This window comes from Corynebacterium sp. KPL2680 (assembly GCF_040225675.1).
In the GTDB taxonomy this organism is placed as follows: Bacteria; Actinomycetota; Actinomycetes; order Mycobacteriales; family Mycobacteriaceae; genus Corynebacterium; species Corynebacterium rhinophilum.
Genome location: NZ_JBEHFM010000010.1, coordinates 20,848 through 37,429 on the forward strand (window position 1 = coordinate 20,848; position 16,582 = coordinate 37,429).

Annotated in this window: 15 protein-coding genes and 1 tRNA gene; 11 read left to right on the top strand and 5 right to left on the bottom strand. The window is 61.9% G+C overall.

What is annotated here, in order from left to right; translation table 11 throughout:
- Nucleotides 1-147: 147 nt before the first annotated feature.
- The gene (locus tag ABRP66_RS06450; RefSeq protein ID WP_296089024.1) at nucleotides 148-1,665 is read left to right on the top strand and encodes an MFS transporter; all 1,518 of its coding nucleotides are present in this window, start codon (nucleotides 148-150) and stop codon (nucleotides 1,663-1,665) included.
- 483 nt (nucleotides 1,666-2,148) lie between these two features.
- Here ABRP66_RS06450 and ABRP66_RS06455 read toward each other — a convergent pair whose 3' ends face one another.
- Both ABRP66_RS06455 and ABRP66_RS06460 read right to left on the bottom strand, forming a co-directional pair.
- A complete protein-coding gene (locus ABRP66_RS06455) occupies nucleotides 2,149-2,844 on the bottom strand; it encodes a DUF3800 domain-containing protein (protein WP_349838478.1) in 696 nt (231 codons plus the stop codon).
- An 89-nt stretch (nucleotides 2,845-2,933) separates the two neighbouring features.
- Nucleotides 2,934-3,006, bottom strand: a tRNA-Thr gene (locus ABRP66_RS06460).
- A gap of 152 nt (nucleotides 3,007-3,158) precedes the next feature.
- On the opposite strand from ABRP66_RS06460, the gene thrE reads away from it, so the two are divergent.
- The 5 genes from thrE to otsB all read left to right on the top strand — a co-directional run bounded on the left by thrE (nucleotide 3,159) and on the right by otsB (nucleotide 8,080).
- Nucleotides 3,159-4,889, top strand: a complete 1,731-nt coding sequence (gene thrE, locus ABRP66_RS06465) for a threonine/serine exporter ThrE (RefSeq protein ID WP_284782676.1) — start codon at nucleotides 3,159-3,161, stop codon at nucleotides 4,887-4,889.
- A gap of 62 nt (nucleotides 4,890-4,951) precedes the next feature.
- Complete coding sequence (locus ABRP66_RS06470; RefSeq protein WP_349838479.1) at nucleotides 4,952-5,308, top strand: hypothetical protein; 357 nt, start codon at nucleotides 4,952-4,954, stop codon at nucleotides 5,306-5,308.
- 14 nt (nucleotides 5,309-5,322) lie between these two features.
- Entirely contained in the window at nucleotides 5,323-6,792 is a 1,470-nt protein-coding gene (locus tag ABRP66_RS06475; RefSeq protein WP_349838480.1) for an alpha,alpha-trehalose-phosphate synthase (UDP-forming), read from the top strand.
- Nucleotides 6,792-7,310 carry an META domain-containing protein gene (locus ABRP66_RS06480; protein WP_284782672.1) on the top strand — a complete coding sequence of 173 codons (519 nt, stop codon included), beginning with the start codon at nucleotides 6,792-6,794 and terminating at the stop codon, nucleotides 7,308-7,310. The genes ABRP66_RS06475 and ABRP66_RS06480 overlap by 1 nt, the downstream gene beginning before the upstream one ends.
- An 11-nt stretch (nucleotides 7,311-7,321) precedes the next feature.
- Nucleotides 7,322-8,080 (top strand): trehalose-phosphatase, encoded by a 759-nt coding sequence (otsB, locus tag ABRP66_RS06485; RefSeq protein ID WP_284782670.1) that lies wholly within the window; start codon nucleotides 7,322-7,324, stop codon nucleotides 8,078-8,080.
- Here the strand turns inward: otsB and ABRP66_RS06490 are convergent.
- Complete coding sequence (locus ABRP66_RS06490; RefSeq protein ID WP_284782668.1) at nucleotides 8,052-9,197, bottom strand: LacI family DNA-binding transcriptional regulator; 1,146 nt, start codon at nucleotides 9,195-9,197, stop codon at nucleotides 8,052-8,054. The two genes, otsB and ABRP66_RS06490, sit on opposite strands and share 29 nt — an antisense overlap.
- 39 nt (nucleotides 9,198-9,236) lie before the next feature.
- Between ABRP66_RS06490 and ABRP66_RS06495 the strand changes: the two genes are divergently transcribed.
- The 5 genes from ABRP66_RS06495 (at nucleotide 9,237) to ABRP66_RS06515 (ending at nucleotide 13,942) form a co-directional block, all read left to right on the top strand.
- Entirely contained in the window at nucleotides 9,237-10,247 is a 1,011-nt protein-coding gene (locus ABRP66_RS06495; protein ID WP_502879909.1) for a metal ABC transporter solute-binding protein, Zn/Mn family, read from the top strand.
- A complete protein-coding gene (locus ABRP66_RS06500; protein WP_349838482.1) occupies nucleotides 10,247-10,948 on the top strand; it encodes a metal ABC transporter ATP-binding protein in 702 nt (233 codons plus the stop codon). The genes ABRP66_RS06495 and ABRP66_RS06500 overlap by 1 nt, the downstream gene beginning before the upstream one ends.
- Nucleotides 10,941-11,840 (top strand): metal ABC transporter permease, encoded by a 900-nt coding sequence (locus ABRP66_RS06505; protein ID WP_349838483.1) that lies wholly within the window; start codon nucleotides 10,941-10,943, stop codon nucleotides 11,838-11,840. The genes ABRP66_RS06500 and ABRP66_RS06505 overlap by 8 nt, the downstream gene beginning before the upstream one ends.
- A gap of 11 nt (nucleotides 11,841-11,851) precedes the next feature.
- Nucleotides 11,852-12,682 carry a CE1 family esterase gene (locus ABRP66_RS06510; protein WP_349838484.1) on the top strand — a complete coding sequence of 277 codons (831 nt, stop codon included), beginning with the start codon at nucleotides 11,852-11,854 and terminating at the stop codon, nucleotides 12,680-12,682.
- Nucleotides 12,683-12,751: 69 nt separating this feature from the next.
- Nucleotides 12,752-13,942, top strand: coding sequence for an HNH endonuclease signature motif containing protein (locus ABRP66_RS06515; protein WP_349838485.1), 1,191 nt, complete (start codon nucleotides 12,752-12,754; stop codon nucleotides 13,940-13,942).
- Between the two features lie 169 nt (nucleotides 13,943-14,111).
- Here the strand turns inward: ABRP66_RS06515 and rlmB are convergent, their stop codons facing one another.
- A complete protein-coding gene (gene rlmB / locus ABRP66_RS06520) occupies nucleotides 14,112-15,062 on the bottom strand; it encodes a 23S rRNA (guanosine(2251)-2'-O)-methyltransferase RlmB (RefSeq protein WP_023023899.1) in 951 nt (316 codons plus the stop codon).
- 60 nt (nucleotides 15,063-15,122) lie between these two features.
- Nucleotides 15,123-16,571, bottom strand: coding sequence for a cysteine--tRNA ligase (gene cysS, locus ABRP66_RS06525; protein ID WP_284796531.1), 1,449 nt, complete (start codon nucleotides 16,569-16,571; stop codon nucleotides 15,123-15,125).
- Nucleotides 16,572-16,582: the final 11 nt, after the last annotated feature.

Below are 16,582 nucleotides of genomic sequence, written 5' to 3' on the forward strand. Positions count from 1 at the left end.
TTAACTCTTTAACTGTTCTAGTACCACTGTGCTACTAAACGTGCAGGAAAGTCCAGCAATTCCTGCATACTCACACCACCGGCCTATCTGTGAGGAAGGCAATACTAACCTGAAATATCACAGGCTTATTCGCTACGGTTTCTAGCGATGAGCATCGAGACACCTGATACAGCGACACAGCCCCCGCACCAGGCGGCCGCGACATCCTCCTCCACCCCAGCGCAGCGGTGGTCCTTCTTTGCCGTGGTGTCCCTGGGGCTGCTCATGGTGGGCTTGGATAATTCCATCCTATATACGGCACTGCCCCAACTAACGCAGCAGCTGCACGCCACAGATATGCAGCAATTGTGGATCATCAACGCCTATACGCTGGTCCTATCGGGTTTGCTCCTTGGCACCGGCACATTGGGCGACCGCATTGGCCACCGTCTGATGTTCCTCATTGGCTTAGCCACCTTCGGCACCGCCTCGCTCATGGCGGCTTATTCACCCAATGCCTGGCTGCTCATTTCCGGCCGGGCCTTATTGGGCTTAGGCGCTGCCATCATGCTGCCTTCCACCCTGGCGCTTATCCGCCTGACCTTCCCCAACGAAGTAGAGCGCAATAAAGCCATCGGCATCTGGAGTTCCGTCGCCGTCGTGGGCGCTGCCGCCGGGCCCACCGTGGGTGGATTCCTCTTAGAGCATTTTTGGTGGGGCTCGGTCTTTTTGATCAACGTGCCCATCGTGACCCTCGCCATTGTTCTTACCTTCCTCCTTGGCCCGCCCAACCTGCCGAATCCGCATAAGCACTGGGATTTCCCGTCCTCGTTCTATGCGCTTATTACCCTGTCCAGCCTGGTCCTGGCCATTAAAACTGCGGCGGCCACCAAAATCAATGTCATGCTGCTGGTCTGCTCCATTGCCGCTTTCTTGCTCGGCGCCGCAGCCTTTGCACACCGGCAAAGCCGACTTAGTGATCCGCTTTTAACCTTTGACATCTTCCACTCACCCACCTTTACCGGCGGCGTGCTCACCGCCGGCGGCGCCATGTTTGGCCTTACGGGCCTTGAGCTTTTAACCACCCAAAAGCTGCAGCTTGTCGATGCCCTCTCACCCCTCGACGCCGGCCTTTTCATCTCCGCCATGGCGCTTGCGGCCATCCCCACCGCCATTGCGGGCGGCAGCGTCTTGCACCGCGTGGGCTTTTTGCCCATCATCAGCGGCGGTTTCCTCAGCATGTCCGTTGGCATGCTGAGCATCATCTGGGCCGACCGCGCCGATAACCTCGCGGTATTTATTACCGGCCTCATCCTCACCGGCTTGGGCGCCGGCTCGTCGATGTCCGTTTCTTCTACCGCCATCATTAATGCCGCCCCCTCCCACCGGGCGGGCATGGCCTCTGGTGTGGAAGCCGTGTCCTACGAGTTCGGCACGCTGCTCTCCATCGCCATTACCGGCTCCCTCATGCCGCTACTGATGACGCACAAGCTTCCCGATGCCCTCGCCCCGCAAGGCACCGACGCCCTCCTATCGCCCGCCACGCACGACACCGCCGCGGCGGCGTATGATTCCGCGTATTTCCTCACCGTCGGCGGGCTTGCCTGCCTGGCCCTAGTCTTCGCAGCACTGACCGCCTGGTGCTTCCGCGACAACCCGAAGTCCGGGGCGCTGTCAGCGCACTAATATTGCTTCGCTAGCCGTTCTATCCGCCCCCAACACGCTACGACTGGGTGCCTTCCGCTAGGTCCCGCTGGAAAAACACGGCACTGACTCTCCCGGTATGCTGCACGCAACTTAGGAATCCCGCTAGTAGGAACCAATGATTCATAGCTCACACTCGACTACGCAATAACCCAAAATTAGAGAGGTCGGTCATCCCATAAGGAGCAGTAGCCGCAGACTTACCATCGGTGCCTAAAATACGAAGAAATGTCGAATTCGAAGGCACTCCTCAAGTCGTTTCAGCTACACGTCATACGGTGACAAATTTACGCCTACATTAAAATCCATTGGAGCACGCGGTAAGCCATGTGCATGAGATAAATTCCGGAAGCAACCCACTTTGCATTATTACCGTTGTCACACTATAGTTAGAGACACCGAGGCCTTTCTACCGAATAGTCACCGTATGGTGTGCGTGCGTCAGCTAGGTAGCTAGGCCGCTTTTCATTTTTTCATTCTCCAAGGCTGAACGTATTTATCTTCAGCTATAGCGTTTCTAACTTCCTTAGTCGTAAAGTCCCAATTTGTGCCCCCGACTTTTCTCCGAGTTTTCGGCTCGACTAAGCTAAAAAGCTCATTTTTCCCACAGTCAAGTGCTGAACGGCATGCCCCCGCTACCAGATCTGCGACCTGAATACCAACGTTTTCCTTTGAATCAACAAATCGAATCTGATTAGCAGTATTCTCGTATTTCCGATTGCACATACGAAGAAAATAATCTTCATCAGACCGTTCCGTGGAAAAACCTTTAGTATCTTTCCCGTCGATGAAAATCTTTGCATCCGATATCGTACCGTCATGCTCGGAGAGCAACATTCTAATTAGATATGACTTGAGAGCTGCAGGATTCTGACGTAAATGTTTTTTATATATAAAACGCTTATCCGCACTAATTATCCGAATACGACAATCACTTTCCCCAACCACTCTCAAGAGGGCCCCCCTAGCTTCATCAGAGGACTTGTTGAATTTAATTTCACCTTGATAGTTATAGGCTTTTTTCTTTTCAGCTATACCGTTAGACAACCTTTCTAATGAGGCTGGAAAATCAAAAATAATGGCTGCAAATACCAAATGAATAGACGACCCTAGGCCAAACTTAAATCCACCACAACCCGAATCATCAATATAGATATTCATTGAACAACTACCCGAAAATTTAAAATCTGTCAGATATCAAACCTTAACAAGAAAACTCCCTCAGTTTGACCATCCTGTTAACGAGGTTGAGCTGGAGACGAGACTTGAACTCGCAACCTACGCATTACAAGTGCGTTGCGCTACCAATTGCGCCACTCCAGCACCGCGGAATTTCTTCCGCTCGTTGCATGGTACCCGAGGACCTCGCCCAAGTGGAAAGCCGGTCCCCCTTGTATGCATTTGCGCCCCACAAGGGTTAAAGTTCAGGCTGAAATTATTACTAGTGTCCCACCGCTTTTTCGAAGGTTATTTTCGTGTCACTACTGTCCGCTATGCGGGAGCACCTGCGCGTATCCGCAGGCCAAGTCGCCATCATTGACGCGGCCAAAGCCGCACCCCCACCATCGCCACTCGCCCCGGTCGATCTGACCGATTCCGCCCAAGTTACGGGCGTGATGGAGATTGCCGCGCGCATCGGCGAGCTGCTCATTAGCGCAGGATCCGCCAACTCGGATGCCCGCGCGCAGGTCCACCTGGCGGCGTCGTCATACGGCCTGCACTACTGCCACGTGGATATTTTGATGAATACCATCACCATCCACACCGCGATCGGCACGGGCGATAAGCGCCAGAACCTCCACGTCTTTCGCGTGGTGCCGGATGTGGGCGTGAACTTTTCCAAGCTTTCGGAAGTAGACCGGCTCATCCGCGATATCCACTCCGGTAAGGTCCCGCCCGCTATGGCGGAAAAGCGCCTGGATGACATCGACCGCATGCCGGCGCCATATAAGCCGTCCACGGTGATGCTCGGCTGGGGCGGCATGGGTGGCCTGATTTCCATGATGCTCGGCGGCGACCTCCTCGTGGGTCTCATTGCCTTCGTGGTCTCCGCGCTGATTATGGGGCTTAATGACTGGTTGGCCAATTACCGCCTGCCGCCCTTTTATCAAAACGTCGTCGGCGGCTTCTTGGCCGTCTTCCCGGCCGCGATTTTGTATAACGTTGCCGCCGCCTTCGGCATTAATATGTCGCCGGCGCAGATTATTGCGTCCGGAATCATCGTGCTGGTGGCGGGGCTGACGCTGGTGCAATCGCTTGTCGATGGCATCACCCGCTCCCCCGTCACCTCTTCCGCGCGCTTTTTCTCTGCGCTGTTATCGACGGGCGCGATCATCGCCGGTGTGGGTGTGGGCATCCAGCTGGCCTCTGCCATGGGCTTTGACCTGCCCCCAATGGGCACCTTGGCGCCGCCGGTTTATCACAAGATTCCCCTTCTGGTGCTGCTCGGCGGCACGGGTTCGGCCGCATTCGCGCTGGCTTGCGGGGCTAACTGGATAGAAATTACCCTCTCGGGGCTTACGGCGGCCGCCGGAATGGTCTTCTACTACTTCGTGGTCGTGCCCTTCGGCGTTGGCCCGGTGATTGCCTCGGGCTTATCCGCCATCGTGGTGGGCCTGGCCGGCGGTTTGATGTCGCGCCGGTGGGGCATCCCGCCGCTCATTACGATGATCGTGGGCTATACGCCCATGCTGCCGGGCCTCATGCTGTACCGCGGCATGTATGCCTCCATCAACGAGCAGATGATTACCGGCTTTACCAACCTTGCCACCGCGCTGGCCATCTCCGGCGCGCTGGCAGCCGGCGTCGTCTTTGGCGAGCGCGTCGCCCGCCGCTTGCGCCGCCCGAAGTACTTCCGCCCGTACTCCGCTTTCAAGCGCATCGGCCGGTTCTCCTTCCACAAGGCAACGAACCTGGCGCGCAAGGCCCCGCGCATCCCGCGCGTGCCGATGTCCCCCTTTGCCCCACGTGTCAACCGCCCCGAATTGCCGCCCACGCTAGGACCAAAGCCACCGCAGCAGGCGCCCACGCAGCAGCACGCGCCGGGGACCACTCCCGCGAAGGATTTGTGGCCGGCGGGTTCCCAGTGGCCGGCCCAGCCGCAGGATGCCGAGCGCACCACCTATACGGTGCCCGGGCAGAAATCGCCCACGCCGGAGGAATCCGGATCCGCCAAGCCCGGCGGGGAGGAACCCGAGGAGCCCTAAACGCCGCCGGTAGCGTACAATATTTAGCCTGATAGCTTTCCCAACATTCAGGAGGACTCGCCGTGCCACCCAAGGTCCAAGACACGCACCCACAGGCAGAACAAGATATTGCCCTGGCAGAGGAAACCGCCCGCGCCGCCCGCCGCGTGGTGGCCACCTACTCCCAAGACTTTTTGGACGGCGTGACCTTGATGTCCATGCTGGGTGTCGAGCCCAAGGGCCTGGTGCACAAGAAGGTATTGGCTGAACAGGCCGATGCCGCGCGGAAGAAATCCACGAAGAAGTCCACCAAGAAGTCGACCTCCAAGGCATCGAAGAAGTCCACTAAGAAGTCGACCAAGAAGACCACCAAGGCGGCCAAAAAGTCCACCAAGAAGTCGACGAAGAAAGCAACAAAGAAGTCGACCAAGAAGTCTTAAGCTAGTCTTGGACTATGAGTGAGCGCGGCAATGACTTCGTAGTAGTGGCAAACCGCCTGCCGGTAGATTTAACCACCGCGTCCGATGGCAGTCAGACGTGGACGGCCTCGCCTGGCGGTCTGGTCACCGCGCTCTCGCCGGTGCTGGAAGCGCACCAGGGCTGCTGGGTGGGGTGGCCCGGCGTCGCCGATGCCGCGCCGGAGCCCTTCCGCACCGAGGCTGGGGTGCTCTTGCACCCGGTCAGGCTTACTGAGGCCGATTTTGAGGCCTTCTACGAGGGCTTTTCCAATGCCACGCTGTGGCCGCTCTACCACGATCTCATCGTCACCCCAACCTATGACCGCGACTGGTGGGATGCCTACCGCGAGGTCAACCTCCGCTTCGCGGACGAGGTAGCCCACGTGGCCGCAGAAGGCGCGACGGTCTGGGTGCAGGACTATCAGCTGCAATTATTGCCGGGCATCCTGCGGCAAATGCGCGCCGATCTCACCATCGGGTTCTTCCTGCACATCCCGTTCCCCTCCCCCGATCTTTTCCGGCAGCTGCCCTGGCGCGAGGAAACGGTGCGCGGCATCCTGGGAGCAGACCTGGTCGGCTTTCACTTGGAGGCCAATGCCCGCAATTTCTTGGAATTAGCCCGCCGCCAGGGCCTCGAGGTGCGCGGGGAGGCCACCACCCGCGATGTCACCGCCCATATCCGCCTCCCCGGCGGCCGCACCGTAGGCGTGGGCGCGTTCCCCATTTCCATCGCCGCGCAGGATTTCGGCCAATTTAGCGACGAGGATAAACGCCGCGTGGCTCAATTGCGCAAGGATTTGGGCAGCCCCAAGCGCATCATTTTGGGCGTGGATCGCCTCGATTACACCAAGGGCATCTTACAGCGCCTGACCGCCTTCGAGGAGCTCTTGGAAACCGGCGCCCTGGACCCGGAAGAGGTCACCTTGGTGCAGCTGGCCACACCCTCGCGCGAGCGCCTCGACCACTACAAGGCCACCCGTTCCCAGGTCGAGGAGGCCGTCGGCCGCATCAATGGCCGCTTTTCCCGCATGGGCCACCCCGTGGTGCACTACCAGCACCGCGGCGTGCCCAAGGACGTGCTGCGCTGCTACTACCGCATGGCCGATATCATGCTGGTCACACCCTTTAAGGATGGCATGAACCTCGTGGCCAAGGAGTTCGTGGCCTGTCACGATGACGGTTCCGGCGCCCTGGTGCTCTCGGAATTCGCCGGCGCCGCCGCGGAGCTCGATGAGGCCTACCTGTGCAATCCCTTCGACATCGAGTCCGTCAAACGCGCCCTGCTCAACGCCGTGCGCGCGCTTTCCGATGCCCCCTTCACCATGACCCAGCGCATGCTCACCATGCACGAACAGGTCATGAGCCACGATGTGCGGCTGTGGTCGCAGTCCTTTTTGGGCTGCCTGCGTACTACCCGCACCGACACCACCTCGCACACTCCCGACCCGCACGGAAAGGACTCCTAATGCTTCCTTCCCACCCCCGCGCACGCGCCGCTGCAGCGACCGCGCTGGGCATCGTCACGCTGCTTGCCGCCTGCGGTTCCGAAGACGACGCCCCGCAGCCCGCGGGCGATGACCGGATCGTGGACAAGCAGTGGCAGGTCGTCTCCATCAATATCGCGCCCGACGCGGCCTCTACCATCCCGGAGTCGATTCCCCACGCGCCGGAATTTAGCTTTGGCGAATCCACCATGGTGGGCACCACTGGCTGCACCCGCCTTGCGGCCCGGCTGAGCTACACCGCCGATGATGAGCGCGAAAATATCCGCGACGGCAATAAACTCCACTTCGATGAGGTCAAGTACGACGACACCGATGAGGACTGCGAGGGCGGTTCCGTGTGGGCCGATAACCTGCTGCGCAACCTCATTAGCTCGGATAATGATTTTATCTACACCGTCAACAGCAATAACCAGCTCATCCTGGAACTGGATACCGATGAGGTAGATTCGCCCTCCATCAAGCTGGTCTCCCGCGGGTAGCATGTGATGCCATGACGCTTTCTACCACCATTAAGGCCTTGGCCGCGGCAGAAGAGCTCGCCGTGGTTTCTGATTTTGACGGCACGCTTTCTCCGTTTGCCACCGCCATTTATGACGTGGAAATCAACGCCGATGCCGCCCGCGCCCTCGACCAATTGGCCCACCTGCCGCGCACCACGGCCGCGGTGCTGTCCGGGCGCCACCTCGAGGGCCTGCAGCGCGTGTGCCCCCTGCGCCACCCCGTCCTCTTCGGCGGCTCCCACGGCGCCGAATCCTCCTGGCAGCAGACCGAGCTCACCCCCGCCATGCGCGATCACCTTGCGCGCAAGGAGGAAGAAATCCGCGGCATCATAGACCGCTTCCCCGGCGCGGAACTCGAGGTCAAGCCCTTCCAGCGCGTGCTGCACCTGCGCTCGCTCGAGCTGGAGAACCCAGAGCAGGGCGCGGCCGCCTACGAGGCGGGCCTGGCGCTCGATACCGCCGGTTTCCCGCGCACCGCAGGCAAGTCCGTCATCGAGTTTTCTGCCACCACCGCCACCAAGGGCACGTGGCTAGAGGCCCTCCGCGAGCGCACCGACGCCACCGCCATGGTGTTCTTGGGCGATGACGTCACCGATGAAGACGGCTTCCGCGCCGTCCACCAGCCGCCGGACGTGGGCGTCAAGGTGGGCGAGGGCGATTCCATCGCCGCCGTGCAGCTTGCCGATGTCGACGCCGTCGCCCACTTCCTCACCGAGCTCGCTACCGCCCGCGCGGCCGCGGTGCAGTAACCGATTTCCCCGGCGCGAACCGCGTCTGCAGCACCCGCCGCGGCACCGTCTCAGCCTCGTCAGCACCTCGTGACGCCGCTTTCGCGCTGGCCGAGCCCGCCGTGTCTGTCGCGCCCGCGATGAGTTTTTCCAGCATGTGCCCGGCCGCAGCCCCCTTGGCCTTATTGGGCTGGATGACTGTGGCTAGGTCGAGGCGCCGCGCCGCATCGATGCCGTCAAAGCCTGTCACGGATAAATCCTCTGGCACTCTGAGCCCCCGCTCGCGGGCATAGGCCAGCACGCCGAGCGCCATGGAGTCGGTCGTGCACAGCACGGCCGTAAGCTCCGGGTGCGCCTCGAGCAGGAGCTCGGCGGCGGCGCGGGTGGTATGGGCATCGTTAATGTGCTGCGTGACCACGGGCACGGATTCGGGCGCGATACCCGCCTCGGCGAATACGTCGAGCGCACCCATCACCCGCGAGCGCTGCACGTGCATCTCCGCATCCTGGACTTCCTGCCAGGAAATCGGGCCGTCGTGGCGCTGCAGGCGCAGGCGGATGGCGAGGATGCCGATGTGGCGGTGCCCGGCATCGATAAGCGCACGCGCCGCTGGGGCAATTGCCGCGCGATCATCAATGCCCACGAACGGCAGCTCCGCATCGGTGGGCTGATCGCAGACCACCAGCGGCAGGCCCCTGCCCCGCGCGGCCGCGAGGTAGGCATCGCCCGCGGCGACCGAATAGACCACGAAGCCATCCACCGCGGCCGAACCCACCAGGCTGGTCGCCTCCGCCTCGCCTTCCGGGCCTGCGGGAATCAGCGTCAGCGTGGTCTGCGCGCCTGCCGATGCCTCCGCCATGCCCGCCAAGAAATCCACCGACGCCATGTCCTCGAAGGCATAGGACAGGTGCTCGGTTAGCAGCACGCCTACCGACCCGGCGCGGCGGGTGCGCAGGCTGCGCGCCGTGGGATCGGGACCCGGGTACCCGCGCGCCTTGGCCGCGGCCAAAATGCGCTCCCGCGTCGCCGGCGAGAGCTGGTCAGGGCGGCTATAGGCGTTGGATACGGTTGTGCGCGAAACCCCCAGCTCCGCGGCGAGGGAGGCCAGTGTCTTCCGGGTGGGGCTGCGTTTAACCATGCCTGTTACCTTACCCTGCGCCCCGCCGCTGGATTTTCAATACATATTCAATTGACAATGATTGCCAGCAAACGCACACTGGAGGGTATGCACACGTCACTACGCGCAACAACAGCCCTACTCGCAGCAAGTGGCCTCCTTTTCACCGCCGCGTGCTCCGCAGATTCTGGATCTGGCTCCGGATCCGACTCCGGCGAAAAGAAGCTTTCCATCGTCGCCTCCACATCCATCTGGGCCGATGTTGCCCAGGCGGTGGCCGATACCGCCTCCGGCATCGACATCGAGGTAAAACCCATCGTGGAAGGCAATGACACCGACCCACACCACTTCGAGCCCACCGCGGCCGATGTAGCCAAGGCCAATGACGCCGATATGCTCGTGGTCAACGGCGGCGGCTACGATGCCTGGATTTACCAGGCCGTCGCCGATCAGGACAACATCATCTCCGCCCTGCCCCTGACGGACCACGGCAAGCTGGACGAGGACCCCGATGTCATGACCATCGATGCCGCGAAGGCCACCGCCAAGGATGACCCGGACAAGGTCACCAATATCGAGGGCAACGAGCACATCTGGTACGACCCCGCCGCCCTGGAGGAGGTAGCAGGCTCCATCGCGGACCAAATCAACGAGGAATACTCCGACGCCGGCGCCACCACCGAGAAGATCGACTCCCACGTGGATCAGCTGCGCGATAAGCTCAAGGAGCTTCCAGATGGCCTGAATTACGCGCAGACCGAGCCCATCGCCGATTACCTGATGAAGTACACCGACACCAAGGACGTCACCCCCGAGTGCTTCCGCAAGGCCACCATCTCCGAGGGCGAGCCCGCTACTGCCGATGTCGCCGCCTTCATCAAGGCCATTGACGATGGCGAGGTCGATCTCCTCATCTTCAACCCCCAGACCGAAACCGATACCGCCAGCCGCATCAAGTCCGCCGCAGAGGACAACGACGTCGATATCGTAGAAATCGGCGAAACCCCGCCGGACGGCAAGAAGTTCTGGGAATACTACGACGAAGTCACCAGCAAGCTGGGGAAGCACTAGTGCTCGTTGAATTCCATGAGGCCGCAGTAGACCCGCTGTGGTCGCAGCTTAATCTCGCCGTGGACAGCGGCGAGTTTATCGCCGTTTTAGGCCCCAATGGCGTGGGCAAGTCCACCCTGCTGGGCACCATCCTCGGCACCCGCACGCTCACCAGCGGCCGCGTCGATGTCAACTGCCGGGTCGGGTTCATCCCCCAGCAGCGCATGTTCCCCGCTGACCTTCCCCTGCGCGCCCGCGACTTGGTTTCGCTCTCCGTGGCGCACGGGGTATTCCGGCACCGGCACCCACCCCGTGGACGGGTGGACGAGCTTTTGGAAGAGGTGGGTGCCACGGGGCTGCGGGACCGGCGCGTCGGCCAGCTATCCGGCGGCCAGCAGCAGCTCATCCGCCAGGCCCAAGCCCTGGCCAATGACCCGGACCTCATTCTTGCCGATGAGCCCCTCCTCTCCCTCGACCCCGCCCGGCAAAACGCCACGGTTGACAAGCTGGACTCGCTGCGCCGCGAGCGCGGGACGTCCATCGTCTTTGTCACCCACGGCATCAACCCCGTGCTCGGGGTGACGGATAAGGTCCTCTACATCGCGCCCAATGGCCACACCTTCGGCCCGGTCGATGAGGTCATGCGCTCTGAGGTGCTTTCGGAGCTGTACGGTTCCAAGGTCAATGTCTTAAACGTCGACGGGAGGCTCATCGTTGTCTAGCTTCTGGGAAGATACCCAATACTTGCTCAGCGTGGACTTCGTGCAGTCCTCGCTCATCGCCTCCGCGCTGCTGGGCATCCTGTCTGGCGTGATGACCTCGCTCATCGTGCTGCGCCAGATGTCCTTTTCCGTCCACGCCACCTCTGAGCTGGCGCTCATGGGTGCCTCCGCGGCGCTGCTTTTCGGACTCAACCTGGGCTTCGGTGCGGTTGCCGGCGCCATCGTCGCCGCTATCATCCTGGCCATGCTGGGCTTTAAGGGCCAACAAGACAGCGCCATCGGCGTGGTCATGAGCTTTGGCCTGGGCCTCTCGGTGCTGTTCTTGCACCTCTACCCCGGCAATTCCAATACGGCGATGACGCTTCTGACCGGCCAAATCGTCGGCGTATCCTCCGCCTCGGTATGGCTGCTGGCCGCCACCACGGTCATCATCGTCGCCGCCGTCGGCTTCCTCTGGCGGCCCATGCTCTTTGCCTCCGCCGATCCTGATATGGCCCGCGCCGCCGGCGTGCCCACCCGCGCCATCTCCGTCGCCTTCGCCGTCCTCGTCGGCCTCGCCGCAGCGCAGTCGGTGCAAATCGTCGGCTCGCTGCTCGTCATGGCGCTGCTTATCACCCCCGGCGCGGCGGCGGTACAGATCACCTCCTCGCCGCTACGCGCGGTGCTGTGGTCCACCATCTTCGCCGAGGTCTCCGCCGTGGGCGGTTTCATCCTTTCGCTGGCGCCAGGCCTACCGGTCTCCGTCTTCGTGACCACCATTTCTTTTGTGATCTACCTGGTGTGCCGGTTCATCGGCTGGCGGCAGGACAAGCGCGCTATCCGCGATGAGGTAGCGGCCAAGCATTTCCACGCCGATAATCGCAGCGCCGCAGAGGCCCACCACGCCGACTAAAATCGGCGGGCATGCATATTCATCGTCGCACCGCGGATGTGGCTGGCCACACCCGCCGCTTCATCGTCATCGAGCCCGAGGAGCTCGGGCCCCAGCCGGACTTACTGCTGTTTTTCCACCGCTCCCACCAGTCCGCCAACGTCATTCGCCGCTTTACCAACGGCACGGTGGACGCGCTTGCCGATGCCACCAATACCCTCGTCGTCTACCCCGACGGCATCGGCCACCACTTCAACGACACCCGCGCCGATCTGCCGGTCCGCGCCCGTGAGCTCGGGGTGGACGACGTTGCTTTTAGCACCTTCCTCATCGAGACCATGCAGCGCGAGTACTCCACCGCGCGCACCTTCGCCGCCGGCTATTCCAACGGCGGGCAGATGGTGCTGCGCCTGCTTTACGATGCCCCCTTTACCCTCACCCGTGCCTGCGTCTTCGCCTCCACGCTGGGCGAGGGTTCCAACCACGCGCCCACCCACCCCGATGGCTACCGGCCTACCCCGCTGCTTTTTATCCACGGCACCGAAGACCCGATTGCACCCTATGATGGCGGGCTTGCCGGCATCGATGGGCAGCAAACCCGCGGGTGCGTGCTATCTGCTCCCGTCACCGCAGAACACTTCGCACTCGCCAATGGCTGCCGCCCGCCCCGCGAAAGCCAGCCCATTCCCGGGATAACGTCCACCTACTACGACGGCGACTTTCCCGTGGAGCTGTGGACCATGGAAGGCCTCGGGCACGTGATCCCCTCTAGCAAAGAAACGCCGCTGAGCATAGGACCAAATACGGATTCCTTCAATGCTGTGGATAAAGTCCGCGAATTCTTCGGCTTAGGTGACGCTTAAGGGCAGTTGTCCACAGGGAGGTGGGGCATCGGCTAGCGCGGGCTTGCGAGGCTCTTTAATCTCTGGGGCATGAACGCGCTGCAGACATTTCTCAAGGGCCTGGCACCCGGCATGGATATCATCGCCAACTGCCACGGCATGTCTGTGCGCGCGCTGATTGCGGCCGGGTGCCCCGATACCACCGCCACCCGCCTGCTCACGCTTGCCGAAACCTACTTCGGCACCACCACCTTTCGCCGCCAACAACGCGAGTCCATCGCCGCGAGCCGCGCCAATGGGCACAGCCTCACGGCATTGCTTACCATCGAGCGCCACGCCGCCAAGCTGAAGAAAAAGCGCGATGCGTGGGCGCTGCGGCGCGAATTGTGTGGGATGAAGGGAAAGGTCTCGGATATCGATAAGCGGGGCCGCGCCCGCGTCAAAGAGCTCAAGGGCCCCGTGAAGCGCCAGCCCGGCGTGAAGATTTATCGCCGCGCTGACGGCCCCTGGACAATGTCCATTACCGGCCCGTCCGCCGATATCGCCGATATGCACGCCGCGATTGATAAGGACGCCCCGCTTGCCTCTGTGCAGAATATCTTCCACGGCGAGGCCGCCGCCCGCCCCAGCGTGACGACCAATGTCGTGCTCCGCCTCGACGAGCTCGACCGCATCGTCGATTTCGGCTCCGGCTCCCCTTCCGGTTCAAGCTCCAAGCCTGGCTCGAGCTCCAACGCCCGCGCCGGCTCATCCGCAGGCACAAACTCGAAACCCAGCACCGATTCCGGCTCAGCCGCCGGCTCGGGCTCCAACGCCGCTGCTGACCCTAGCGCGAACCTTGGCGCTGACTCTGCCCATGGTTCTGGCTCTGACGGCGATGTCGTGGTCCAGCTGACCAATGGCGCCACAATGACCGGTGCTGATCTGGTGCGACGGGCGTTTACCGAGCACGGCTACGTCACCCTCATTCATCCAGTGGAAGGTCCGGTAAACCTTTACCGCACCTCGCGCTTTGCCTCTGCAAAGCAACGCCTGATGGCAGCGGCCGAAAACCCGGTCTGCACGTGGCCGGAGTGCCGCTACCCCGCCGATGAATGCCAGGTTCACCACCTCAATGCCTGGAAAAATGGTGGCGAGACCAACCCGCGAAACTTGACCATCGCCTGTCCGTACCACAATGGCGTGAATGACGACGATCCCAACGCCCCGCCATTGCGCGGGCACTTAGCCCGGGTCAACGGAACCATCCGATGGCTGCCGCCCTGGGCAGATAATGGTTAATCGTTGCGGCCCACAACGTTTCGCACTCAGAAGGTTGTGCCCGCAAAGGACCCAGCGTGCCTTTTGACGCTGGGCTTGCACCCGCGCCGGTGATTCTGAGCGCTCGAAACATGACCAGCATGGCCTCCGGCGATAGTCCAAGGCGGTGAGCCGGCAGGGTAAGAACGGGTTATTTTGCGGCGGCGCGGCGTTGGCGCGCGAACTCGGATAGCACCGAGCCCGCGGCAACGGAGGCGTTGAGGGATTCAACCCACCCGGTCATGGGAATGGACATAAGGACATCGCAAGTTTCGCTGACCAAGCGCGAAATTCCCTTGCCCTCGGAGCCGATGACGATGACCACGGGGTCCGTGCCGCCTTCATAGGTATCCAACGTGTGATCCCCGCCGGCGTCGAGGCCGACGACTTGGTAGCCGTTTTTCTGGAATTCCTTCACGGTGCGCGTGATATTCGTTGCGCGGGCGACCGGCAAACGGGCAGCGGTACCAGCTGAGGTGCGCCAGGCCACCGCGGTGACAGAAGCCGAACGGCGCTCTGGAATGATCACGCCATCGCCGCCGAAAGCGGCCACGGAACGGATGACGGCACCCAGGTTGCGCGGATCGGTGATGTTATCCAGGATGACGAACATGCCGGGGCGCGGGTTCTCGGCGGCGTTGGCAATCAAATCCTCCACCGCGGCGTACTTGTACGGCGGAATCTGCAAGCCGATGCCCTGGTGCATGCCATTTCCCGTCATGCGGTCCATCTCGTGGCGCTGGACCTCGATGATGGGGATATTGCGGGTATTGCACATGGACACTGCCTCGGAAAGCCGCTTATCATTGCGAGTTCCGGCAGCGATGTAGAGCGTGGTGGCCGGCACCTTGGCGTGCAGACACTCGATGACCGGGTTGCGGCCCACCACCATCTCTGCGGTTTCTTTCTGGTGGCGCCCCGAGTTGCGGCGCTCACGCTCCAGCTTCGCCTTGTGCTTGGCGTGGTAGACGCGGTCCTCGGCCTTCGGGGTGGGGCCCTTGCCTTCTAGGCCCTTGCGGCGCTGGCCGCCGGAGCCTTTGGTAGCGCCCTTCTTATTCGTCTTGCGGATGCCCGCGCCACCGCGGCCATGGGTTCGTGCCATCGTTTCAGTCCTTTCGAGGAAACCGTTCAATAACCAGCGGAAATAACAGCGAAACGCTGCTTAACGCTGGGTCAACGACCACGTGGGGCCGTCTGGGGTATCGGTAATGGTAATGCCGGCGGTAGTGAGGCGATCACGCACGGCATCGGCAGTAGCGAAGTCTTTTTCTGCGCGGGCCTGCGTGCGCCGTTCCAGTTCTGCCTGGACCAGCGCACCGAGCGCCGCGTCTGCCCCGCTAGCTTCGCCTCCATCTTCCCACTCCAGCGGATCAAATCCAAGTACGTGCGCCATCCCGCGCACCTGGGCGGCCTTCGCGCGGGCGGCGTCCTCGTCCCCGGCGGCCAGGTCCTTATTACCCGCGCGCACGGTGGTGTGGATAGCGGCCAGCGCCTTGGGCACGGCGATATCATCATTCATGGCGTCCTCGAAGTCCGGCGTCCACTCGCCGCGTTCGACGCCTGCAAAGCGCTTGACGAAGTCCTCAATCCGCCGGTAGCCCGCCGCCGCCTCCGTCAGGGCGGATTCGGAGTATTCCAGCACGGAGCGGTAATGCGCAGAGCCCAGGTAGTAGCGCAGCTCCACTGGGCGCACGAGCTCTAGCATGTTCGAGATGGAAAGCACGTTGCCGAGCGATTTCGACATCTTCTCGCCGGCCATCGTCACCCAGTGGTTATGCATCCAGTAATTGGCGAACTTATCGCCAGCCGCGTGCGATTGCGCGATCTCGTTTTCGTGGTGCGGGAATTGCAGGTCCAAGCCGCCGCAGTGGATATCGAAATTGGAACCCAGGTAGTACGTCGACATGGCAGAACACTCCAAGTGCCAGCCCGGGCGGCCACGCCCCCACAGGGTGGGCCAGCTCGGCTCGCCCGGCTTCGCGGCCTTCCACAGGGCGAAGTCGAGCGGGCTGCGCTTGCCCGCGTTGTCTGACTCGCCTTGTTCCATCTCCTCAACGCGGTTGCCGGACAGCGCGCCGTAGTCGGATCCTTCCGCCTTGGTCCAGGCCTCGACGTCAAAGTACACCGAGCCGGCCGCATCGGCAGGGGTCGATGCGCCATCGGTCTGCGCGGTGGCTTCGGCGTCTTGGGCGGGAACGGGATAGGCAAAGCCGGCATCGATAAGCCGCTGCATGTACTCGACCATCTGGGTGACAAAGCCCGTCGCGCGCGGCTCCACGGACGGCGGGAGCACGCCGAGCAGGTTATAGGCCTTGGTGAACTCGCGCTCGTAGGTAGACACCCACTCCCACCAGGGGCGATTATTCTCGGCGGCCTTGGTAAGGATCTTGTCATCGATATCGGTGACATTGCGCACGAGCGCGACGTCATAGCCTTGCGCGAGCAACCAGCGGCGCAGGATGTCGAAAGCCACGCCGGAGCGCAGGTGGCCGATGTGCGGCTGCGCCTGCGGGGTGGCACCACACAAGTAGATGGAGGCATGGCCGGGGCGAATCGGCTCGAAGTCGCGTTGGCTGCGGGTGGCTGTGTCAAAAATGCGCAAAGTACTCACACCACCCAGTC

Excerpts from the sequence above, each read along its gene's own strand:
- ABRP66_RS06450 (WP_296089024.1), top strand. The coding sequence starts at position 148 with ATGAGCATCGAGACACCTGATACAGCGACACAGCCCCCGCACCAGGCG.
- ABRP66_RS06455 (WP_349838478.1), bottom strand. The coding sequence starts at position 2,844 with ATGAATATCTATATTGATGATTCGGGTTGTGGTGGATTTAAGTTTGGC.
- ABRP66_RS06475 (WP_349838480.1), top strand. The coding sequence starts at position 5,323 with ATGAGTGAGCGCGGCAATGACTTCGTAGTAGTGGCAAACCGCCTGCCG.
- ABRP66_RS06480 (WP_284782672.1), top strand. The coding sequence starts at position 6,792 with ATGCTTCCTTCCCACCCCCGCGCACGCGCCGCTGCAGCGACCGCGCTG.
- otsB (WP_284782670.1), top strand. The coding sequence starts at position 7,322 with ATGACGCTTTCTACCACCATTAAGGCCTTGGCCGCGGCAGAAGAGCTC.
- ABRP66_RS06490 (WP_284782668.1), bottom strand. The coding sequence starts at position 9,197 with ATGGTTAAACGCAGCCCCACCCGGAAGACACTGGCCTCCCTCGCCGCG.
- ABRP66_RS06510 (WP_349838484.1), top strand. The coding sequence starts at position 11,852 with ATGCATATTCATCGTCGCACCGCGGATGTGGCTGGCCACACCCGCCGC.
- ABRP66_RS06515 (WP_349838485.1), top strand. The coding sequence starts at position 12,752 with ATGAACGCGCTGCAGACATTTCTCAAGGGCCTGGCACCCGGCATGGAT.
- rlmB (WP_023023899.1), bottom strand. The coding sequence starts at position 15,062 with ATGGCACGAACCCATGGCCGCGGTGGCGCGGGCATCCGCAAGACGAAT.